A 21622-nucleotide genomic window follows, 5' to 3' on the forward strand; every position below is an offset into this window, starting at 1 on the left:
CGCGGTCGTGGACGCGCGGTCAGGCATTCGCATGATAGGGACGCCCGGAACGGGCGGACGGATCAGGCGAAGAGAGGAGAAGCGCGGGGATTGGCCGGAGGCCAGCGATAACGGGTGATACGCGGCAGATGCAGCGCGGACAGCGACCAACTGCGCTCGACAGCCAGCAGCCCGAGCAGGCCGAAGAAGGCCGCGAGAATGATGGCGCTGAACAGGCTGGCCAGGGCGCAGTTGGAGCCGGTGGCCGGGTTCGGCGCGACGATACCGGAGCCGTCCAGATCAGCCCCTGCGCCGAAGTTGCCCTCGAACGAACAGTACTGCCCGTCCAGACCGCTGAGCTGCATGCCGGCCATCTGGCCGTGGCTGATGGCGCAGACGAACGCACTGAACAGAATGCTGAAGTACAGCACCCAGGCGGTCAGTGAGCGGTCTTTGCGGGCCAGTTTCATGGAGCGTGACTCTAAACAGAGGATGGCAGCGCGACACTGCGGTACGTTGCCGCAGCGGCCTGGTAGGGAGTTTAGCAGGCGCCCGGCACTTTATCGTCAACGCCAGGGCGCCGCCGCCAGCAGGCGCTCGCAACGCGCCTGGAGGAACTCGCGCAGCAGATGCACCGCCTTGCTCAGTTGCGCCCGGTGTGCGCAGACCAGATACAGCGGCGTCGGCTCGCCCAGCCAGCCGGGCAACAGCACCTGCAGGCGCCCTTCACGGACATCGTCGGCCACGTCCAGCCAGGACTTGTACACCACGCCCTGCCCGGCCACGGCCCAGCGCCGGGTGACATCGGCATCGTCGCACACCCGGTTGCCGGCAACGTTCATGACCATCTCGCGCTTGCCGTCCTGGAAGCGCCAGCGGTCATGCACGCGGCCGTGCAGCATGTACAGCAGGCAGTTGTGCTGGCGCAGCTCCTCTACCGTCTGCGGCGTCCCGTGCCGCGCAAGATAGGCCGGCGAGGCGCAGAGCACGCGGCGATTGTCCGGCGCCACCGGCAGGGCAACCAGGCTGGAGTCTTCCGGTGCGCCATAGCGCAGGGCGATATCTACCGGCTCGCGAAACAGATCGGTGACGCGGTCGGCCAGCAGCAGGCGCAACTGCAGTTGCGGATGCTCGCCCTGGAACTCGTCGAGCCAGGGCAACAGGGTGTTGCGGCCGAAGTCCGAGGGCGCCGAAAGCTGCAGCACACCACGAATACCGTCCTGGCTGCCGGCCAGTTGCTGGCGTCCCTCCTCCAGGCTCTGCAAGGCCAGGCGCGCGTGCACCAGATACAGCTCGCCTTCGGGCGTCAGGCGCAGGCTGCGCGTCGAGCGCGCCAGCAGCCGCACCTGCAGTTGCTGTTCCAGGCGCTTGAGCGCGGCGCTCGCCACCGCCGGCGATACATCGAGTAGCCGCGCCGCGGCCGACAGGCTGCCGCTTTCAGCGGTCCGCACGAAGAGTTGCAGGTCATCGAAACGCAGCATGGCCGCTCACTTTCAAAATAATGATGAAAGAGACTCTATAACCACCTCCTTTTTCTCGCCACACAAATAAACGAGCATGGCTTCCCGCCACCAAACCGGAACCAGTCATGACCAGCGCACTAACGCTCATCGCCACCATCAACGTTCTGCCGGGGCATGCCGAGGCAGTGGCCGCAGGCCTGCAAGCCCTGGTCACCGCGAGTCGCACAGAGCCGGGCTGCCTGCAGTACGCGCTGCACCGCAACCAGCAAGCGACGGATCAGTTCGTGATGGTCGAACAATGGCGCGACGCCGAAGCGCTGGACCAGCACCGCGCAACGCCCCACTTCCTGCATTTCACCCACGCATTCGGCGAGCGGCTCATTGGCGTCGATCTGCTCCCGCTGCAACACATTGCCTGAACTCAGAGAGGACCCACCAGATGAAAGCCATTGCCTACTACCAATCCCTCCCGGCCGACCATCCTGAAGCGCTGCAGGACGTGCAACTCGACGCCCCGTCTCCCGGCGCGCACGACCTGCTGGTGGAGGTTCGGGCGATCTCGGTCAACCCGGTCGATACCAAGATCCGCCAGGGTGTCGCGCCTGAGCACGGCGCGGCCAAGGTGCTCGGCTGGGACGCCACTGGCGTGGTCAAGGCGGTGGGCAGCGAAGTGACCCTGTTCCAACCTGGCGACCGGGTGTTCTACGCCGGCGCCATCGACCGTGCCGGGGCCAACAGTGAGCTGCACCTGGTCGACGAGCGCATCGTCGGCGCCATGCCCGCCAGCCTGTCGTTCGCCGAAGCAGCGGCGCTGCCGCTGACGGCCATTACCGCCTGGGAGCTGCTGTTCGAGCGCCTGCAGATCGCCGAGGGTTCGGCCGATCAGGGCCAGAGCCTGCTGATCGTGGGCGCCGCCGGCGGCGTCGGCTCGATCCTCACCCAGCTGGCGCGGCGCCTGACCGGCCTGACCGTGATCGGCACCGCCTCGCGCCCGGAGACCCAGGCCTGGGTACGCCAGCTCGGTGCGCATCACGTGATCGACCACGGCAAGCCGCTGAGCGAAGAGCTGGCGCGTATTGGTGTCGGCCAGGTCACCCACGTCGCCAGCCTGACCCAGACCGACCAGCACTACGCGCAACTGGTCGAGTGCCTGCAGCCGCAGGGGCGCCTGGCGCTGATTGATGACCCGCTGCAACCGCTCGACGTGATGCAGCTCAAGCGCAAGAGCCTGTCGCTGCACTGGGAACTGATGTTCACTCGCTCGCTGTACCAGACCGACGACATGATCGAGCAGCATCGCCTGCTGCAGCGGGTGTCCGGGCTGGTCGACGCCGGCGTGATCAAGACCACCCTCGGTGAGCATTTCGGCACCATCAACGCCGCCAACCTGCGTCGCGCTCATGCGCTGCTGGAAAGTGGCAAGGCCAAGGGCAAGATCGTGCTCGAAGGCTTTTGAGGCGCGACGGTGGGCTGGGTCGGTGTGGTGAGCTGAAACGGAACGCCGCCCGGCCCGCTCTACAGACTGAATCTCAGCCCTGATTGCGATGTCGTAGGGTGCGCTGTGCGCACCGAAAAAACCGGCTAGTACCTGGTGCGCACAGCGCACCCTGCCTCTCTGCTTCAGCCCCACCTCGCCCGGCCCAGTCACATTTCCCTCGCGCTACCGCTTATCGCAAAGCGGCCGTCACGCTGGTCGGCTGTTTGACCCAGATCAGAAAATGGTCATGCAAGCGGACTATCCTGACTGTCCCCAAGTAGCGCCGACGACTCGTCGCAGCTCAAGGAGGTGGTCAGCATGAAGATTGTCGTCCAACCGCAGAACCAGGGCGGCGAACGCCTGTGGCAGGTTCGCCTGGATCAACATTGCGTGAGTTTTCGCAGCGAAGCAGAGGCGCACCAGTTCGTCGCCAGGCTGGAAGCACGACTGCGCGCGCCACATCGTTTGCCGGAGCTGCCCGAACAGCGCCGCGCGAGCTGAAGCTCAGCCCTGATTGCGCTGTCGCAGGGTGCGCTGTGCGCACCGAAAAAACGGGCTAGCCCCTGATGCGCACAACGCACCCTACCCCTTGCCAGACACCTGACCGCCCGGCGTCAGGCGCAACGCCGGGCTGTGCAGCATGTCCAGCACGGTATCGACCAGTGCAGGCGCCTGCTGCGCCAGGTCGAAGTTGGGCACCAGCAGCCAGTTGGCCTCGATGCCTTCCATATAGGCATGCAAGCAGACGGCCGCACGCGCGCAGTCCAGCTCGCCCGGCAACTGGCCCTTGTTGACCGCGTTGCTCAGCGCCTTGGCGATGCGCTGATCGCATTCCAGGCTCAGCGCCTGCATGCGCTCGCGCAGACCGAGCAGCTCACCGGTGTATTCGCACTTGTAACGCAGGATGTCGTGGATGCGATGGGTCTGCGGCTCGCTGGCCAGACGCGTCAGCGCCTTGATCAGCAACTCACGCATGCAGCCCAGCGGGTCCGGCTCGTCCTCGCTCTCGCTGGCTCGCGCCAGCTCCTCGAGCGGCAGGCGCAGACGTTCGAGCATGGCCTGGAACAGGTCTATCTTGTTCTCGAAATGCCAATAGATGGCGCCGCGGCTGACACCAGCCTCTTTCGCCACCTCAGCCAGAGACGCACGGGAAACGCCTTGGGCATGGAACACCCGCTCGGCGGCATCGAGTATCTGCACCCGTGTCGCCTGCGCTTCCTCTTTGGTTCTTCTGGCCATCTGTCACCTGCTGTCGCATTGCCGTAACCCTTCGGTAAGGAAGGACGGGCGAGAGTATGCAGGCAGCTTTAGGCATTTACAAACATTCACGTACGTAGGTATATTCCTCCATCCATTTTTTCCCCTGCCTTCGTCCCCTTCGCCCCTTGGGCCATGATTCGATAAAACGAGGTTCTCAGATGCACTCGAAGCCAGCCTTCGCTGTCTTGGTTTCCGCCATCGCCGTGGCAATGCTCAGTCTCACCGGCTGCCAGGAATCCAGCGCCCCACAGACCCAGCAAACGCCGCAAGTCGGGGTGGTCACGCTCGAAGCCAAACCCTTTGCACTGACCAGCGAAGTACCGGGGCGCACCAGCGCTTATCGCATCGCCGAGGTGCGCCCACAGGTCAACGGCATCATTCAGAAGCGCCTGTTCACCGAGGGCAGCGAGGTCAAGGCAGGTCAGCAGCTGTACCAGATCGACCCGGCCACCTACCAAGCCACGTTCAAGAGCGCGCAGGCCACGCAGCTTTCCGCCAAGTCCCTGGCTGATCGCTACAAGCTGCTGGTCGCCGACAAGGCCGTCAGCCAACAGGCCTATGACGAAGCCCGCGCTGCCGGTCTGCAGGCCGATGCCGCACTGGAACAGGCGCGCATCGACCTGCGCTACACCAAGGTGATGGCGCCGATCAGCGGTCGCATCGGCCGCTCCGCAGTGACCGAAGGTGCGCTGGTCAGCAACGGCCAGGCCAATGCCATGGCCACCATCCAGCAGCTCGATCCGATCTACGTCGATGTCACCCAGTCGAGCAAGGAGCTGCTGCGCCTGCGCCGTGACCTGGCCGAGGGCCGCCTGCAGAAGGCCAGCGACAGCGCCGCCAAGGTCGCGCTGAAGCTGGAAGACGGCAGCCGCTACGCCCATGAAGGCACGCTGGAGTTCTCCGAAGTCGCAGTGGACGAAAGCACCGGCTCGGTCACCCTGCGCGCGGTGTTCCCCAACCCCGATCATCTGCTGTTGCCGGGCATGTTCGTGCATGCCGAGCTGCTCTCCGGGGTCAAGCAGAACGCCATTCTCGCCCCCCAGCAGGGCGTGACCCGCAACCAGCGCGGCGAGCCGACGGCGATGGTGGTGGGTGCAGACAACAAGGTTGAACTGCGCGTGCTCAAGGCCGATCGCACCGCCGGCAGTGCCTGGCTGGTGGAGGAAGGTCTGAACGAAGGCGACCGTCTGATCACCGAAGGCCTACAGTTCGTGCAGCCTGGCGCCGAGGTCAAGGCCGTGCCGGCCGGCACCGTCAAGACCGAACAGCCTGCCCAAGACGCCGAACAAGCCAGCGGCCAGGACTAACGGAGAAGTACTGAATGTCCAGATTCTTTATCGACCGGCCGATCTTCGCCTGGGTGATCGCCTTGGTGATCATGCTGGCGGGTGGCCTGTCCATCCTCAAGCTGCCGATCAACCAGTATCCAAGCATCGCGCCGCCCGCCGTTTCCATCCAGGTCAGCTACCCGGGCGCCTCCGCGCAGACGGTGCAGGACACCGTGGTGCAGGTGATCGAGCAGCAGCTCAACGGTATCGACGGCCTGCGCTATGTCAGCTCGGCCAGCAACTCCGACGGCAGCATGGAGATCATCGTTACCTTCGAACAGGGGGTGAACCCGGATATCGCCCAGGTTCAGGTGCAGAACAAGCTGCAACTGGCGACACCGTTGCTACCGCAGGAAGTCCAGCAACAGGGCATCCGTGTGACCAAGTCGGTGAGCAACTTCCTCATGATCATCGGCGTGGTGTCGAAAGACGGCAGCATGACCCGTGAAGACCTGTCGGACTACATCGTCTCCAACCTGCAGGACCCGATTTCGCGGACCAAGGGCGTCGGTGATTTCCAGGTGTTCGGCGCGCAGTACGCCATGCGCATCTGGCTCGACCCGGCCAAGCTCAACAGCTTCCAGCTGACCCCGGTTGACGTGCGCAGCGCCATCCAGGCGCAGAACGTGCAGATTTCCTCCGGCCAGTTCGGCGGGCTGCCGGCGTCGCCGGGCAATCAGCTCAACGCCACCATCATCGGCAAGACCCGCCTGCAGACCCCGGAAGAGTTCCGCAAGATTCTGCTCAAGGTGCAGGCCGATGGCTCCCAGGTGCGCCTGGGTGATGTCGCCAAGGTCGAGCTGGGCGGCGAGAACTACGCCATCAACGCGCAGTTCAATGGCCTGCCGGCCTCCGGTCTGGCGATTCGCCTGGCCACCGGTGCCAACGCCCTGGACACGGCCAAGGCAGTGCGTGAAACCATCGCCAATCTCGAGCCGTTCTTCCCGGCCGGCATGGAAGTGGTCTTCCCCTACGACACCACACCGGTGATCTCGGCTTCCATCGAAGGGGTCGTACAGACCCTGTTCGAGGCCATCGTGCTGGTGTTCCTGGTGATGTTCCTGTTCCTGCAGAACCTGCGCGCCACAATCATCCCGACCATGGCGGTGCCGGTGGTACTACTCGGGACCTTCGGCATACTTGCCGCGTTCGGTTTCTCCATCAATACCCTGACCATGTTCGCCATGGTCCTGGCCATCGGCCTGCTGGTGGACGACGCCATCGTCGTGGTGGAGAACGTCGAGCGGGTGATGCGCGAGGAAGGCCTGTCACCCAAGGAAGCGACCAAGAAATCCATGGGGCAGATTCAGGGCGCGCTGGTGGGTATCGGCCTGGTGCTGTCGGCGGTGTTCCTGCCGATGGCCTTCTTCGGCGGCTCCACCGGGGTCATCTACCGGCAATTCTCCATCACCATCGTCTCGGCCATGGCCCTGTCGGTGCTGGTGGCGCTGATCTTCACCCCTGCCTTGTGCGCCACCCTGCTCAAACCCATCGACAGCGACCACCACGAGGCCAAACGCGGCTTCTTCGGCTGGTTCAACCGCACCTTCGACCGCGGCAGCAACGCCTATCAGCGCGGCGTCGCCGGCATGCTCAAGCGCAAGACACCCTACCTGCTGCTGTATCTGGTGATCGTCATCATCATGGCGTGGATGTTCACCCGCATCCCCACCGCCTTCCTCCCCGAGGAAGACCAGGGCGTGCTGTTCGCCCAGGTGCAGACGCCATCGGGCTCCAGTGCCGAGCGTACCCAGGTGGTGGTCGATGAAATGCGCCAGTACCTGCTGGAAGACGAAGCGAGCACGGTCAAATCGGTGTTCACCGTCACCGGCTTCAACTTCGCCGGCCGCGGCCAGAGCTCCGGTATGGCCTTCATCATGCTCAAGCCCTGGGGTGAACGTCCCGGCGCCGAGAATGGCGTAGCCGCGCTGGCGCAACGTGCGCAGATGCACTTCTTCAGCTTCCGCGATGCGATGGTGTTCGCCTTCGCCCCGCCGGCGGTCATGGAGATGGGTAACGCCACCGGCTTCAACTTCTTCCTGCAGGATCAGGCGGGTGTTGGCCACGAGGTGATGAACGAGGCACGCGACAAGTTCCTGCAACTGGCCAACCAGCACCCGGTGCTCGACAGCGTGCGTGCCAACGGCCTGCGCGACGAGGCGCAGTACCAGTTGCTGATCGATGACGAGCGCGCCCGCGCCCTCGGCCTGTCGCTGTCGGACATCAACAGCACCCTGTCGATTGCCTGGGGCGCCAGTTACGTCAACGACTTCATCGACCGTGGTCGAGTGAAGAAGGTCTACCTGCAAGGCACGTCCGAAGCACGCATGAGCCCGGAAGACCTGAACAAATGGTACGTGCGCAACGACCAGGGCCGCATGGTGCCGTTCAGTGCCTTCGCCAGTGGCGAATGGACCTATGGCGCACCGAAGCTGGCGCGCTACAACGGCGTGTCGGCGGTGGAAATCCTCGGTGCTCCGGCGCCTGGCTACAGTACCGGTGATGCCATGGCCGCTGTCGAGGAAATCGCCTCGCAGCTGCCACAGGGCGTCGGCTACTCCTGGACCGGATTGTCCTACGAGGAGCGCCTGGCAGGCTCGCAGACCACTGCACTGTTCGTGATCTCCGCCATCGTGGTGTTCCTGTGCCTGGCAGCACTGTACGAGAGCTGGTCGATCCCGTTCTCGGTGATGCTGGTGGTGCCACTGGGGATCATCGGCGCCTTGATGTTCACCGAGCTGCGTGGGCTGTCCAACGACGTGTTCTTCAAGGTTGGCCTGCTCACCACCATCGGCCTGTCGGCGCGTAACGCGATTCTCATCGTCGAGTTCGCCAAAGCCCAGTACGAACAGGGCATGACCTTCGCCGAAGCGGCCATCGAAGCCTGCCGCATGCGCTTGCGCCCGATCATCATGACCTCGCTGGCCTTTATCCTCGGCTGTCTGCCACTGGCCATCGCCAGTGGTGCCGGCGCCGGCAGCAAGCACGCCATCGGCACCGGGGTGATCGGCGGCATGCTCAGCGCGATGGTTCTGGCGATCTTCTGGATCCCGCTGTTCTACGTAGTGGTCTGCTCGCTGTTCGAGAAGAAGCGCCCCGAGCCGACCCGTGAAAACGAGAAGGAGGTACTGCAATGACGCAGTCCCTGTTGTCCCTGGCCGTGGCCGCCGCTCTGCTCAGCGGCTGCAGCCTGATCCCCGACTATGAGCGCCCGGACGCCCCGGTGGCCGCCGACTGGCCGCAGGGCGAGGCCTATGGCAGCGCCGCCAGCGAGGGCAGCCGCGCCGCCGCCGACCTGCAATGGCGCGAGTTCTTCCGTGACCCGGCGCTGCAGCAACTGCTGCAGGTGGCGCTGGAGAATAACCGCGACCTGCGCGTCGCCGCGCTGAACGTCGAAGCCTACCGCGCGTTGTATCGCATCCAGCGCGCCGACCTGCTGCCCTCGGTTTCCGCTGACGGCGCCGGCACCCGCCAGCGCCTGCCGGCAGACCTGAGCCAGACCGGCGAAGCCCGCACTGGCGGCCAGTACAGCGCCACCCTGGGCGTCAATGCCTGGGAGCTGGACTTCTTCGGTCGCCTGCGCAGCCTCAGCGAGCAGGCCCTGCAGCAGTACCTGGCTACCGAACAGGCGCAGCGCAGCACGCAGATCAGCCTGGTGGCCAGCGTCGCCAATGCCTACCTGCAATGGCAGGCGGACCTGGCGCTGCTTGAGCTGACTCAGGACACCCTGAAGACCTTCGAGGAAAGCTACCAGCTGACCCAGCGCAGCTTCGACGTCGGCGTCGCCGACGCCCTGGCCCTGAGCCAGGCGCGCAGCTCGGTGGACAGCGCCCGCGTCAGCCTGGCGCAGTACCAGCGCCTGGTCGCCCAGGACCGCAACGCCCTGACCCAACTGCTCGGCACCGGCCTGCCGGCCGACCTGCCGCAGAGCCTGGCGCTCAACGCCGACCTGCTGGAACAGGTTCCGGCCGGCCTGCCCGGCGACCTGCTGCAGCGTCGCCCCGACCTGCTGCAGGCCGAGTATCAGCTCAAGGCGGCCAATGCCAATATCGGCGCGGCGCGCGCGGCGTTCTTCCCCAGCATCAGCCTGACCGCCAATGCCGGCACTGCCAGCAGCCAGCTGTCCGGCCTGTTCGACAGCGGCTCGGGCACCTGGCTGTTCCAGCCACAGATCAGCCTGCCGATCTTCAACGCCGGCCGCCTGCGCGCCAACCTCGACTATGCCGAACTGCAAAGCGATATCCGCGTCGCCGAGTACGAGAAAGCCATCCAGGTGGCCTTCCAGGAAGTCGCCGACCGCCTCGCCGCGCGCACCACCTATCGCCAGCAACTGGACGCCCAACGTGCCCTGCTGGAGACCACCGAGACTTACTACGACCTGGCCGAGCGCCGCTACCGCACCGGTGTGGACAGCTACCTGACCCTACTCGATGCCCAGCGCCAACTGTTCAGCGTGCGCCAGCAGCTGATCACCGACCGCCTGGCCCAGCTCAGCAGCGAAGTGGAACTGTACAAGGCGCTGGGTGGTGGCTGGAGCGATACCGGCAGCAACGCCCCACAAGGTTGATCGCGCGTACCCCGCTTCAAGGACGACCTTATCCAACGCGCCGCCCCCGCAAGCTTTGCGGGGGCGTTTTTTTGTGCGAGTTCTGACGTTTCGTAGCCCGGATGAAATCCGGGGCCGCGAGCGCTGAGTGTCGGTATGAGGACGGGCCTGCGGCTAATGCCTGTCAGTCGAGGTTTTCAGGACGATGCCGCTGTATCGAGTCGTCATTCAGAACACCAGGCTTCGCGGACGAGTCCGCTCCCACCAGGATAGGCGTACCCGCTGCGAGCACTGAACAGCTGTGGGAGCGGACTTGTCCGCGATAGTTCTTTGACTCACAAGCGCCATCCGCTGCTGCTTGATCAGCTGAAAATGCCGCAATCCTGTAGTGCCGTGCCGCCCCTCAGCCCAACGCGGCCAGCAGCTGGGCGCAATCCTGCGCATGCAGCTCGGTCAGCTCCGGCCAGGGGTTGTCCGGCAGGTTGACCAGTACGCCGCGCGCACCCGCAGCCTGGGCGCATTCAAGGTCGAAGCGGTAGTCGCCGACCATCACCAGCTCCTGCGGCTTGACCGCCCAGCGCTCGGCCAGGTGCAGCAGCCCGCCCGGATGCGGTTTGGGCGGCGCCTCGTCGCGGCCAAGGATATCGGCCGTGGCGAAGCAGTCATCCAGGCCGATGGCCTGCAGCGTCAGCAACGCCAGGGAGTGGGCGTTGCGCGTGAGAATGCCGAGCTGGCAACCACGCTCGCACAGCGCGCGCACCAGCTCGATGGCGCCCGGCGCCGGGCGCGAGGCCACGGCCAGTTCGCGCTCGTGCTCCAGCAGCCAGGCATACTTCTGCGCGGCTTCCTCTGCCGGCAGCGCCGCCAGGTGGTGAAGAATGTCATCCTCTTCGGGAATGCCCAGCGCCCGTTTGATCGCTGGAAAGTCATGCACCGCCAGAGTCAGGGTGCCGTCCATGTCGAACACCCAGTGGCGTGCGTCGCGCAGTGTCTTCACTTCCAATCCTCACGCACGCGGGTCAGGCCTTCCTGGGCAACCGACGCGACCAGTTCGCCCTGACGGTTGTAAATGCTGGCGCGGGAGAAGCCGCGGGCATTGCCGGCCCAGGGGCTGTCCATGGCGTACAGCAGCCAGTCGTCCATACGCAGGTTGCGGTGGAACCACAGCGAATGGTCGAGGCTGGCCACCTGCATGAACTTCTGGAACACCGACACGCCGTGCGGCTGCATCGAGGTGGTCAGCAGGTTGAAGTCGCTGGCGTAGGCCAGGAGGTACTTGTGCAGTTGCGGGTCGTCCGGCAGATCGCCGGCGGCGCGGAACCACACGTACTTGACCGGCTCGCAAGGCTGCGGGGCGAACGGGTTGATCAGGGTGACCGGGCGGATCTCGATGGGCTTGTCGCTGATCGCACGCTCGCGCATGCGCTCGGGAATCATCGGTGCGACCATGCGCGCCAGATCGGTTTCCGACTTCAGGTCCTCGGGGCCTGGCACATCCGGCATCTCGCTCTGGTGATGGAAACCGTCCTCGTCGTACTGGAACGAGGCACTGCAGAAGAAGATCGGCTTGCCCTTCTGTACCGCCACCACGCGGCGGGTGCTGAAGCTGCCGCCATCGCGTGTGCGCTCGACCTGATAGACCACCGGCAGGCTGGCATCGCCAGGGCGCAGGAAGTAGCCGTGCATGGAGTGCACGTGACGCGCCTCCTCGACGGTCTGGCTGGCGGCGGAAATGCATTGGCCAAGCACCTGGCCGCCGAACAGCTGGCGAAAACCGAGATCCTGGCTGCGGCCACGGAACAGGTTTTCCTCGATCTGCTCCAGACTGAGCAGCGCCACCAGATCATCGAGAACCTGAGTCATGGGGTGTCATCTCCTTGCACGGGGTATACGCAATTGCGGGTAGGCCGGCAGCGACGTCAGGCGTTCGTCCCACACGGCGCGGCCAAGGGTGAAATGGTAAAGACTTTGCAGCCCGCTGTCGGCATCGCCGAGCAACTCGCGCAAGGCGTCGTCGAAGTAGCAACCGATGCCCGTACCGGAAAGCCCTGCCGCTTCGGCTTCCAGATAGAGCAACTGACCGATCTGGCCACACTCCCAGTAGAGCCTGGGATAGCGCCAGGCGCCATCCGCCACAGCGCGTTCGACCCGCGCCAGCATGGCCAAGGCCACGCAGCCATCGGCGGCGATGTCCTGGCCGCAACTGAGAAAGCCCGCCAGACCACGGGCGTCGCCTTCGAGCAGGCGGTACAGCGGCAGCTCGTCATCCACCCGCTGCCACAGGTAATCCGCGCGCAGTGGCTGCACGCCGCTGCCCGTGCGATCCAGCCAGTACAGGCCAGATTGCAGGCCCTGCACGCGGTGGACGAACAGCAGCAGGTCGATCTCGTTCGGCTCTCCGTTCACGGCGAAGGGCACCGGCGACTGCTGCGGCATCAACCGGCGCAGCCAGGCCAGCAGCAGTTCGGCCTGGATGCCGCTGCGGCCATCCATGGCCTGCGCACTGCGTCTGCGATGCAGGATTGGCCGCAGTGGCAGGCCGGGGTTGTCGGCCCGTGCGTTGGCCGCATCCAGGTTCCAGTCGACGCGAGGCCGTGCCGGCGCGCGGCACAGCCCATGCACCCGCTGCAGCTCCGGCCAGTGGCGATACTCGCGCGACAGACGATTGGGCGCCCCAACCCGCTCGAGCTGCGCCAACCCGTTCAGCAGGGTTTCGGGTAGCGCGAATTCCATCGCTTGCGCCGGGCCGATCCATAGCAGGCAATCGCCGTGTTCGGCCTCATGAAAGTCGTCTCCGTCCAGCCCCAGCAGGCCGTCCAGACGAGCCTCGGCCACGCCGTGCAGCATGCGCACCTGCCAACCCTGCACGCTGGCGGCGATGGCCAGCGCCGTCAGGGCATGCCCGAGGTCGTGCTGGCAGTAACGGTAGGCGCGCTCGCCGTACTTCCAGGCCTCGCGCCAGGCGATGCTGCTCAGCCCCAGGAGAAAACCACCGGGCGGCAGGCTGCTCACCAGCTGCCGGCCAAGCGGCGCGGGCAGTTCGCTGCGTACCTCCAGCCCGTGCACATCCGCGGCATAGTGGGCCAGCAAAGCGACCTCATCCACGGTACCCGGCGGCAACAGCAGATAGGCCTCGGTCGGGTGCAGGTTGCCGGATGACGGGTTGACCCGCAGCGCCCAGCGATTGCCGCCGGCTTCCTTCCAGGCGGAAATGGCCAGGCTGTCGTACAGCAGTTGCGAGACGCTGGCGCGATTCAGCGGCGCAGGCGGTGTCTGCGGCCCGGCAAAGGCCGTGTCGTAGCCCGGCCCCTCTTCCAGCGGGCGGTGGTACAGCTCGATCAGCCGCGCCCCCGCATAGCGACGAAACGGCGCCGGCTGGGTCGCCCAATCCAGCTGCCCCGGCCCCGGCGCGAAGCGTTCCGGCGCGTGCTTGCTGAGCTGGTGATAGGCGAGCACATCCTTCATCGTCCGGCCTCCCACTGCTCGCGACGAATGCGGTGGAGCACATGCAGTTGCAGCGGATGACCGTCCGGCAGTCGCGGGTGGAGAAAATCGCCGGCCGGGTCACGCTGCATGCCGATGCTGCGCATCACCGCCTGCGACGGCAGGTTGGCCGGCACGGTAAAGCTCACCACTTCGTCCAGCCCAAGCTGCTCGAAGGCCACAGCCAGCGCGGCGCGCGCCGCTTCGCTGGCATAACCCTGGCGCCAGTGCGCCCGCGCCAGTCGCCAGCCGATCTCCACGGCCGGCACGAAAGGCGCCTCGAAGCCGACCTGCGCCAGGCCGGTGAAACCGATCAGCTCGCCATTGTCGCGCCGCTCCAATGCCCAGAAGGTGAAACCGTGTTGCTCATGATGCGCACGCAAGCGCGCCAGCAGGTGTGAAGTCTGTTCGGCGTTCAGTGGCGCGGGGAAATGGCGCATCACCTCGGCATCGGCATTCAGCGCGGCCAGCGCCGGCAGATCAGTATCGCGCCAGGCGCGCAGCAGCAGCCGTTCGGTGGAGGTTTCGATCAGGGGCATGGCAGTTGTCTCGATTGGCTGCGACCATAAGCCGTCAATTCGCTTGAGTCGTCATTGTATGCCGCTACCGCTGGTCTACCACGAGGATTACAGCCCGCCCTTCCCGGCCGGGCATCGCTTCCCCATGGAGAAGTTCCGCCTGCTGCGCGATCACCTGGTCGATAGCGGCCTGACCACGGATGCCGAGCTGCAACGCCCGGAGCTGTGCCCGGCGGAGATTCTCGCCCTGGTTCACTGCCCTGATTACATCGCCCGCTACATGGCGGGCGAGCTGTCATACGAGGACCAGCGCCGCCTCGGCCTGCCCTGGAGCGAAGCGCTGGCGCGTCGCACCGTGCGCGCCGTGGGCGGCTCGCTGCTGACTGCCGAACTGGCCCTGCGCCACGGTCTGGCCTGCCACCTGGCCGGCGGCACGCACCATGCGCACTACGATTTTCCCTCGGGTTTCTGCATCTTCAACGACCTGGCGGTGATCGCCCGCTACCTGCTGGAAGCCGGCCGCGTGCATCGCGTGCTGATCTTCGACTGCGACGTGCACCAGGGCGACGGCACCGCACGGCTGCTGGAAGACGAACCGGACGCCGTTACCGTGTCGCTGCACTGCGAGCAGAACTTCCCGGCGCGCAAGGCCGAAAGCGACTGGGACATTCCCCTGCCGCGCGGCATGGGCGACGCCGATTACCTGAAGGTGGTGGACGACACGCTAAATTACCTGCTGCCGCTCTACCAGCCGGACCTGGTGCTCTACGACGCCGGCGTCGACGTGCACAAGGACGATGCCCTGGGTTATCTGCAGCTCACCGACGCCGGCCTGGCCGCCCGCGACGAAGCCGTGCTGCAGCACTGCCTGGGCCGCGATATCCCAGCACTCGGGGTAATCGGCGGCGGCTATTCGAAGGATCACGCCGCCCTCGCCCGCCGCCACGGTATCCTGCATCACAGCGCGGCAAAGGTGTGGGCGGCTCGAGGTTTGAGCTAAGCACCTGCGATGGCGGGTTGCACCCGCCCTACGGGCCTGCTCAACGTGTAGGGCGGGTGAAACCCGCCAATTCACCCGCCCTACGACAGAGCGCTGATCAGCCGGCCTGCACCTTGTCCAACGCCTGCTCCAGCGTCTTCACCGTGCGTTCGATATTGCCCAGCTTGTCCAGCCCGAACAGGCCGAGGCGGAAGGTCTGAAAGTCCGCCGGTTCGTCGCACTGCAGCGGCACGCCGGCAGCGATCTGCAGGCCGACGGCAGCGAACTTGGCACCAGTCTTGATTTGCGCATCGTCGGTGTAGCAGACCACGACGCCAGGCGCCTCGAAGCCCTTGGCGGCAACGCTCCTGAAGCCGCGCGCCGCCAGCAGCGCACGCACCCGGTCACCGAGTTCCTGCTGTTGCTGGCGCACCTTGGCAAAACCGATGGCCTTGGCCTCCAGCATGGCGTCGCGGAAACGCGCCAGGGCATCGCTGGGCATGGTGGCGTGGTAGGCGTGGCCGCCCTGCTCGTAGGCCTGCATGATCTGCAGCCACTTCTTCAGGTCGCAGGCGAAGCTGCTGCTCTGGGTCGCTTCGACGCGTGCCTGGGCCGCTTCGCTGAGCATCACCAGGGAGCAGCATGGCGAGGCGCTCCAGCCCTTCTGCGGGGCGCTGATCAGCACGTCGATGCCACAGGCCTGCATGTCCACCCAGAGGGTGCCGGAGGCGATGCAATCGAGCACGAACAGGCCGCCGACGGCGTGCACCGCATCGCTCACCGCGCGCAGGTAGTCGTCCGGCAGGATCATGCCCGAGGAGGTTTCCACATGCGGGGCGAACACCACCTGCGGCTTCTGCTCGGCGATGGTGGCCAGCACCTCGTCCAGCGGCGCCGGGGCGAAGGCGGCCTGAGGGCCGTCGGCCACCTGGCGTGCCTTGAGCACGCGCGCTTCGGAAGGAATCCGGCCCATGTCGAAGATCTGCGTCCAGCGGTAGCTGAACCAGCCGTTGCGGATCACCAGGCACTTCTGCTCGGTCGCCAACTGCCGCGCCACCGCTTCCATGCCATAGGTGCCGCTGCCCGGTACCACCGCCACGGCGTGGGCGTTGTAGACCTGTTTCAGGGTGGCGGAAATATCGCGCATCACGCCCTGGAACGACTGCGACATATGGTTCAGCGAGCGGTCGGTGTAGACCACCGAATATTCGATCAGGCCATCGGGATCGATGTCGGGGCAGATTCGGGACATGGCAGGCTCCAGCCAAAAAAGGTTCGAACAGAACCTGCCCCAACCCCGAGCAAATGACAAGGCCACAAGGCACTCGGGTAGAATGCGCAGTCTTTCTCAGACCGTTCCGCCGCCATGACCACAGCCCCTCAAACCATCACTCATCACGTCGCCATCATCGGCGGCGGCCCTGCCGGGCTGATGGCTGCAGAAGTGCTGGCGCAGGGTGGCGTGCGCGTGGAGCTGTTCGACGCCATGCCCTCGGTGGGGCGCAAGTTCCTGCTGGCCGGTGTCGGCGGCATGAACATCACCCATTCCGAGCCCAAGGATGCCTTCATCGGCCGCTACGGCGAGCGCCAGGCCGAAGTCGCGGCGCTGCTACGCGAGTTCGATGCCGATGCCCTGCGCGCCTGGATTCATGGCCTGGGCATCGACACCTTCATCGGCACCTCCGGTCGCGTATTCCCCAGCGACATGAAGGCCGCGCCGTTGCTGCGCGCCTGGCTGCGCCGCCTGCGCGAGCTGGGCGTGACCATCCATACCCGCAGCCGCTGGCTGGGCTGGAACCAGGACGGCAGCCTGCGGATTGCCAGCGCGGACGGTGAGCGCGCACTGGCCGCCGACGCATGCGTGCTGGCCCTGGGCGGCGGCAGCTGGGCGCGCCTGGGTTCCGACGGGGCCTGGGTACCGCTGCTGCAGGCGCGCGGCATCGAGGTGGCAGCGCTGAAACCGAGCAACTGCGGCTTCGAGGTGGCTGGCTGGAGCGAATATCTGCGCGAGAAATTCGCCGGTGCGCCGCTGAAGAACGTCGCCCTCAGCATGCCCGACCAAGCCGCTCGCGTCGGTGAGTTCGTGCTGACTGCAGGCGGCATCGAAGGCAGCCTCGTGTACGCCTTTTCCGCAGATATACGCCGCGTCATCGAGGCCGATGGCCAGGCGCTGATCCACCTCGACCTGCTGCCACAGATGCCGCTGGCCAGACTGCAGCAGGCACTGGCCAGGCCGCGCGGCAAGCACTCGATGGCCAAGCACCTGCACCGCCAGGCCGGCCTCGATGGCGTGAAGGCCGCCCTGCTGCGCGAGCTGGCCCCGGCCGAGGCCTTCGCTGTTCCGGCCGCGCTTGCTCCATGGATCAAGGCGCTGCCCATCACCCTGCTGCGCACCCGCCCGCTGGACGAGGCCATCAGCAGCGCCGGCGGCGTGCCCTTTGCGGCGCTGGATGACGGTCTGATGCTCAAGTCGCTGCCCGGCGTGTTCTGCGCCGGCGAAATGCTCGACTGGGAAGCGCCCACCGGTGGCTACCTGCTCACCGCCTGCTTCGCCAGCGGACGGGTGGCGGCACAGGGCTTGTTGGAGTGGTTGCAGGTCACCGCACACTCGTAGCCCGGATGCAATCCGGGGGCTATCGGCGCAATGTCCCGGATTGCATCCGGGTTACGACTGAAAATACCGTGACGCCACACAGCCCGTAGGGCGGGTTGGAACCCGCCACTATGACCTGGCGGGTTTCACCCGCCCTACGCCTGAAAAACCGCTGAAACCACTGTGACGCCACACGGGCTGCGTCTATGCTGAATTTCAGCGTTTCCCCACACAGGTAATCCCCCGCCGTGATCCCGCTGCTGGTCTGCGACGACTCCAATATGGCGCGCAAGCAATTGATCCGCGCCTTGCCGGCTGAATGGCCGGTTTCCCTCAGTCAGGCGAGCAACGGCGAGGAGGCGCTGGCCCTGATCCGCCAAGGCCTTGGCCAGGTCATGCTGCTCGACCTGACCATGCCGGTGCTCGACGGCTACCAAACCCTCGCGGCGCTGCGCGATGAAGGGCTCAAGAGCCAGGTCATCGTGGTATCCGGCGATGTGCAGGAAGAAGCTGTGCGTCGCGTACGCGAGCTGGGCGCGCTGGCGTTTATCAAGAAACCCGCCGATCCGGAAATCCTGCGCCAGACGCTGATCGGGCTGAAACTGTTCGACCCTCAGGCCACACCGGGTGCGCAGGCCCAGGCAGCGGCATTGTCGGAGCTCAAGGTCAGTTTTCGTGATGCCCTGCGCGAAGTGAGCAACGTCGCCATGGGCCGCGCCGCCGCGCTGCTGGCCAAGGTGCTCGGGGTGTTCGTGCAGCTGCCGGTGCCGCAGGTAAACATCTTCGAGGTCAGCGAACTGCATATGACCCTGCTCGACGCCCAACGCGGCGAGCGCTTCAGTGCCATCTGCCAGGGTTTCATCGGCGAGGCCATCGCTGGCGAGGCGCTGCTGCTGTTCCACGATTCAGAAGTGGACGACATGGCGCGCCTGCTCGGCTGGCAGCCGAAGAACGAGGCCGAAACCTCGGAAATGCTGCTGGACCTGGCCAGCATCATCACCGGCGCCTGCCTGGCCGGCATCGCCGAGCAGCTCGACCTGCGCTTCTCCCAGGGCCACCCGCAACTGCTCGGCCAGCACGCCAGCCTCGACCAGCTCATCCAGATCAATCGTCAGCGCTGGCGCAAGACCCTGGCCGTGGAGATCAGCTACAGCCTGGAAGGCCACGCCATTCATTTCGACCTGCTGCTGTTGTTCACCGAAGACTCGATCAAGCGCCTGACCGCCAAGATCGGCTACCTGATGGAGTGAAGCCATGCCCGCGCAGATCGATATCAAGGAAGTTCACTGGCTGCTCGACATCGTGCAATGCATCGATGTGGGCGTGGTGGTGCTCGACCGCCAGTACCGCGTCGAGGTGTGGAATGCCTTTATGGAAAACCATTCCGGACTGGGGCCGGATCAGGTGCAGGGGCGCTCGCTGTTCGAACTGTTCCCCGACATCGACCGCTCCTGGCTGGAGCGCAAGGTGGAATGCGTCGTGCAACTCGGCACCCGCGCCTTCAGCCTGTGGCAGCAGCGCCCCTACCTGATGCGTTTCAAGAGTTACCAGCCGATCACCGGCCAGGCCGACTTCATGTACCAGAACGTTACCCTGCTGCCGCTGGCTGGCCAGCCGGTGGAGCATGTGTGCATGGTGATCTACGACATGACCGCTGCCGCCGTGCAGAATGGCGGCACGCAGTAAGCTCAGCGAACTCCATCCTGTGGGAGCGGGCTTGCCCGCGAATGCCCGCGCCACTTGCCTAACAGCCTCGAAAGGATCATCCATGCTGCGCAGCGTCGAACTGAAAACTTTTGTCCCGGCACGGGACTTCACCCTGAGCATGGATTTCTACCAAGCCATGGGTTTCAGGCGCGGCTGGTCGGACGATCAGATGGCCTACTTCAGCCACGGCGAGCATTGCGCCTTCCTGCTGCAGAACTTCTACGTCAAGGAGCAGGCAGAGAACTTCGTCATGCACCTGCTGGTGGAGGAAGTCGATGCCTGGTGGCAGCAGATTCAGCAAGCACGCCTGGACGAGCGTTTCGGTACGCGGCTGATCCCGCCGCAGGATCAGCCCTGGGGCATACGCGAGTTCATGGTGTTCGACCCCAGCGGCGTGCTCTGGCGCATCGGCCAGAACAGCTGACTCGTCGCGGCTAAAGCCCCTCCCACATGGAACAAGCTGCGCCTGTGAGAATGAAGCTATTCACTTAGAGCTTTATGAGCTTGGCTCCGCTCTCCCATTTATTAGGGGCACGCCTGGTGGAGAGCAGTTGGGAAGAGGGCTGAAAACACCGCAAAACTGCCAATTTCCCCCTCTCCCTAACCCTCTTACAGAGGGCGAGGGGACTGGTGGTGTTCGACCGTTTCCTGTAAGAGCGACATTACGCCTGTGGGAGGGGCTTTAGCCGCGAGCTTTTCCGATGACTACTTCTTGCCGCCCTTGGGCTTGCTGCCGAAGCTCGGCACCTTGCGTACTGCCTTGACCTTGGGCTTGGCGTCCTCTTCCTCGAACCAGCGGCCGAGGTGAATATTGCCCTTGCCGCCCGCCTTGCCCGCGCCGGGGATCACCTTCTGCTTGGGCTTTTTGGGTTTCTTCAACACCTGGCCACCGACCGCCGTCAGCGGTACGCGGTGATCGGGGATGAAGTCCGGCTCGTCGACACGCTTGATCAACTGCTGGGTCAGGTTCTCGATCGCTGCCAGTTGATCCACTTCGTCAGCGCAGACCAGGGAGATCGCCTCGCCCGTGCTGCCGGCGCGTCCGGTACGGCCGATGCGGTGCACGTAGTCTTCGGCGTTGATCGGCAGGTCGAGGTTGACCACCAGCGGCAGGTCGTCGATATCCAGGCCACGCGCGGCCACGTCGGTGGCCACCAGGATCTGCACCTCGCCGGCCTTGAAGCGCTCCAGCGCGCGCAGGCGGCTCGGCTGCGGCTTGTCGCCATGGATCGAGTCGGCGGCCACGCCCATGGCCAGCAGTTCCTGTTCCAACTGGTCGACGCCCTTGCGCGTCTTGGCGAACACCAGCACCTGGCCCCAGCGCTTTTGCTGCAGCAGATGCAGGAACAGCTCGCTCTTGCGCTTCTTGTCCACCGGGATCAGCCACTGCCTGACGCTCTTGGCGGCAGCGTTACGCGGGCTGACTTCCACTGACAGCGGGTCGCGTAGCAGTTCGCCGGCCATCTGCCGGATGGCATCGGAGAAGGTGGCGGAAAACAGCAGGGTCTGGCGCTTTTTTGGCAGCGCGCTGAACAGCTCGTCCAGCTCGCGGGCGAAACCGAGGTCGAGCATGCGATCGGCTTCGTCGAGTATCAGGGTCTGCAGCTGGGAAAACTTCACCGCGTTCTGCCGGTACAGGTCGAGCAAACGGCCCGGCGTGGCCACCAACACGTCGACGCCCTTGCGCAGCTTCATCATCTGCGGGTTGATGCTGACCCCGCCGTACACCGCATAGCTGGTCAGCGGCAGGTTCTGGCCGTAGGCCTGGAAGCTCTGCAGCACCTGCTCGGCGAGTTCACGGGTCGGCGTCAGCACCAGCGCACGCACCGAGTTGCTGACCACCTGCGGGCCTTCCAAAGTCAGACGCTGCAGCAGCGGCAGGGCGAAACCCGCGGTCTTGCCGGTGCCGGTCTGCGCCGCCGCCATCAGGTCACGACCCTTGAGCACGGCGGGTATGGCCTGGCTCTGCACCGGGGTCGGGGTCTGGTAGTCGAGGTCAGCGAGAGTGCGCAGCAGCGGCTCGATCAAACCGAGGGAGGCGAAGGTCATGGGGCAACCGAATCGGAAAGGAAACAGGCGCGCAGTTTAACCTGTCCCCACCCGTAGGAGCGGCTTCAGTCGCGAAAATCGCCGCTGCGACTGCATGAATGCAGGAGATAGAACGAAGCAGGATGACCGAGTGGAAAGCGTCTCTCACAGAGCATCCTGAAATCCGCGGCGTTCTCTCTCGAATACAAAGGCTTCGCGGCTAAAGCCGCTCCTACAGGAACGAGGCAAACACGTAGCCCG

Annotated in this window: 20 protein-coding genes; 11 read left to right on the forward strand and 9 right to left on the reverse strand. The window is 65.3% G+C overall.

Annotated elements, in window-relative coordinates; translation table 11 throughout:
- Positions 1 to 62: 62 nt before the first annotated feature.
- Positions 63 to 449 (reverse strand): DUF2946 domain-containing protein, encoded by a 387-nt coding sequence (locus P3C50_RS15715; protein ID WP_275546725.1) that lies wholly within the window; start codon positions 447 to 449, stop codon positions 63 to 65.
- A gap of 96 nt (positions 450 to 545) precedes the next feature.
- Complete coding sequence (locus P3C50_RS15720; RefSeq protein ID WP_275546726.1) at positions 546 to 1460, reverse strand: LysR family transcriptional regulator; 915 nt, start codon at positions 1458 to 1460, stop codon at positions 546 to 548.
- Positions 1461 to 1567: 107 nt separating this feature from the next.
- Here P3C50_RS15720 and P3C50_RS15725 point away from each other — a divergent pair, with 107 nt between their 5' ends.
- From P3C50_RS15725 to P3C50_RS15735, 3 genes are all read left to right on the forward strand, one after another.
- Positions 1568 to 1861: a putative quinol monooxygenase gene (locus P3C50_RS15725; RefSeq protein ID WP_275546727.1), complete on the forward strand. Its 294-nt coding sequence runs from the start codon at positions 1568 to 1570 to the stop codon at positions 1859 to 1861.
- 20 nt (positions 1862 to 1881) lie between these two features.
- A complete protein-coding gene (locus P3C50_RS15730; RefSeq protein WP_275546728.1) occupies positions 1882 to 2898 on the forward strand; it encodes a zinc-binding alcohol dehydrogenase family protein in 1017 nt (338 codons plus the stop codon).
- A 339-nt stretch (positions 2899 to 3237) separates the two neighbouring features.
- Positions 3238 to 3420, forward strand: a complete 183-nt coding sequence (locus P3C50_RS15735; protein WP_074679292.1) for a hypothetical protein — start codon at positions 3238 to 3240, stop codon at positions 3418 to 3420.
- Between the two features lie 81 nt (positions 3421 to 3501).
- Here the strand turns inward: P3C50_RS15735 and P3C50_RS15740 are convergent, their stop codons facing one another.
- Positions 3502 to 4158 (reverse strand): TetR family transcriptional regulator, encoded by a 657-nt coding sequence (locus P3C50_RS15740; RefSeq protein ID WP_074679290.1) that lies wholly within the window; start codon positions 4156 to 4158, stop codon positions 3502 to 3504.
- Positions 4159 to 4337: 179 nt separating this feature from the next.
- Here P3C50_RS15740 and P3C50_RS15745 point away from each other — a divergent pair, with 179 nt between their 5' ends.
- The 3 genes from P3C50_RS15745 to adeC are packed head-to-tail and all read left to right on the forward strand — an operon-like array spanning position 4338 to position 10074.
- On the forward strand, positions 4338 to 5486 hold the full coding sequence (locus tag P3C50_RS15745) for an efflux RND transporter periplasmic adaptor subunit (RefSeq protein ID WP_275546729.1): 1149 nt from the start codon (positions 4338 to 4340) through the stop codon (positions 5484 to 5486).
- A 14-nt stretch (positions 5487 to 5500) separates the two neighbouring features.
- Positions 5501 to 8644 (forward strand): efflux RND transporter permease subunit, encoded by a 3144-nt coding sequence (locus P3C50_RS15750; protein WP_275546730.1) that lies wholly within the window; start codon positions 5501 to 5503, stop codon positions 8642 to 8644.
- The gene (gene adeC / locus P3C50_RS15755) at positions 8641 to 10074 is read left to right on the forward strand and encodes an AdeC/AdeK/OprM family multidrug efflux complex outer membrane factor (RefSeq protein WP_275546731.1); all 1434 of its coding nucleotides are present in this window, start codon (positions 8641 to 8643) and stop codon (positions 10072 to 10074) included. The genes P3C50_RS15750 and adeC overlap by 4 nt, the downstream gene beginning before the upstream one ends.
- Before the next feature lie 382 nt (positions 10075 to 10456).
- Here adeC and P3C50_RS15760 read toward each other — a convergent pair whose 3' ends face one another.
- From P3C50_RS15760 to P3C50_RS15775, 4 genes are read right to left on the reverse strand one after another with little or no spacing between them, the layout of a single operon-like run.
- Positions 10457 to 11050, reverse strand: a complete 594-nt coding sequence (locus tag P3C50_RS15760; RefSeq protein WP_275546732.1) for an HAD family hydrolase — start codon at positions 11048 to 11050, stop codon at positions 10457 to 10459.
- Positions 11047 to 11916, reverse strand: coding sequence for an acyl-CoA thioesterase II (gene tesB / locus P3C50_RS15765; protein ID WP_275546733.1), 870 nt, complete (start codon positions 11914 to 11916; stop codon positions 11047 to 11049). Before tesB ends, P3C50_RS15760 begins: the two co-directional genes overlap by 4 nt.
- A gap of 6 nt (positions 11917 to 11922) precedes the next feature.
- Positions 11923 to 13518 (reverse strand): SagB/ThcOx family dehydrogenase, encoded by a 1596-nt coding sequence (locus P3C50_RS15770; protein ID WP_275546734.1) that lies wholly within the window; start codon positions 13516 to 13518, stop codon positions 11923 to 11925.
- Complete coding sequence (locus tag P3C50_RS15775; RefSeq protein ID WP_275546735.1) at positions 13515 to 14075, reverse strand: GNAT family N-acetyltransferase; 561 nt, start codon at positions 14073 to 14075, stop codon at positions 13515 to 13517. Before P3C50_RS15775 ends, P3C50_RS15770 begins: the two co-directional genes overlap by 4 nt.
- 58 nt (positions 14076 to 14133) lie before the next feature.
- Between P3C50_RS15775 and P3C50_RS15780 the strand changes: the two genes are divergently transcribed.
- A complete protein-coding gene (locus P3C50_RS15780) occupies positions 14134 to 15054 on the forward strand; it encodes a histone deacetylase (protein ID WP_275546736.1) in 921 nt (306 codons plus the stop codon).
- 97 nt (positions 15055 to 15151) lie between these two features.
- On the opposite strand, the gene P3C50_RS15785 is transcribed toward P3C50_RS15780, so the two are convergent.
- Entirely contained in the window at positions 15152 to 16285 is a 1134-nt protein-coding gene (locus P3C50_RS15785; protein WP_275546737.1) for an aminotransferase class V-fold PLP-dependent enzyme, read from the reverse strand.
- Positions 16286 to 16399: 114 nt separating this feature from the next.
- Here P3C50_RS15785 and P3C50_RS15790 point away from each other — a divergent pair, with 114 nt between their 5' ends.
- The 4 genes from P3C50_RS15790 to P3C50_RS15805 all read left to right on the forward strand — a co-directional run bounded on the left by P3C50_RS15790 (position 16400) and on the right by P3C50_RS15805 (position 19757).
- Complete coding sequence (locus tag P3C50_RS15790; RefSeq protein WP_275546738.1) at positions 16400 to 17647, forward strand: TIGR03862 family flavoprotein; 1248 nt, start codon at positions 16400 to 16402, stop codon at positions 17645 to 17647.
- Positions 17648 to 17874: 227 nt separating this feature from the next.
- Entirely contained in the window at positions 17875 to 18876 is a 1002-nt protein-coding gene (locus P3C50_RS15795) for a response regulator (protein ID WP_275546739.1), read from the forward strand.
- 4 nt (positions 18877 to 18880) lie between these two features.
- Complete coding sequence (locus tag P3C50_RS15800) at positions 18881 to 19312, forward strand: PAS domain-containing protein (RefSeq protein WP_275546740.1); 432 nt, start codon at positions 18881 to 18883, stop codon at positions 19310 to 19312.
- An 82-nt stretch (positions 19313 to 19394) separates the two neighbouring features.
- The gene (locus tag P3C50_RS15805) at positions 19395 to 19757 is read left to right on the forward strand and encodes a VOC family protein (protein ID WP_275546741.1); all 363 of its coding nucleotides are present in this window, start codon (positions 19395 to 19397) and stop codon (positions 19755 to 19757) included.
- Positions 19758 to 20038: 281 nt separating this feature from the next.
- Here P3C50_RS15805 and P3C50_RS15810 read toward each other — a convergent pair whose 3' ends face one another.
- Complete coding sequence (locus tag P3C50_RS15810) at positions 20039 to 21382, reverse strand: DEAD/DEAH box helicase (RefSeq protein ID WP_275546742.1); 1344 nt, start codon at positions 21380 to 21382, stop codon at positions 20039 to 20041.
- Between the last annotated feature and the right edge of the window lie 240 nt (positions 21383 to 21622).

Origin of the sequence: Pseudomonas sp. Marseille-Q0931 (genome assembly GCF_940789645.1) — a bacterium.
In the GTDB taxonomy this organism is placed as follows: Bacteria; Pseudomonadota; Gammaproteobacteria; order Pseudomonadales; family Pseudomonadaceae; genus Aquipseudomonas.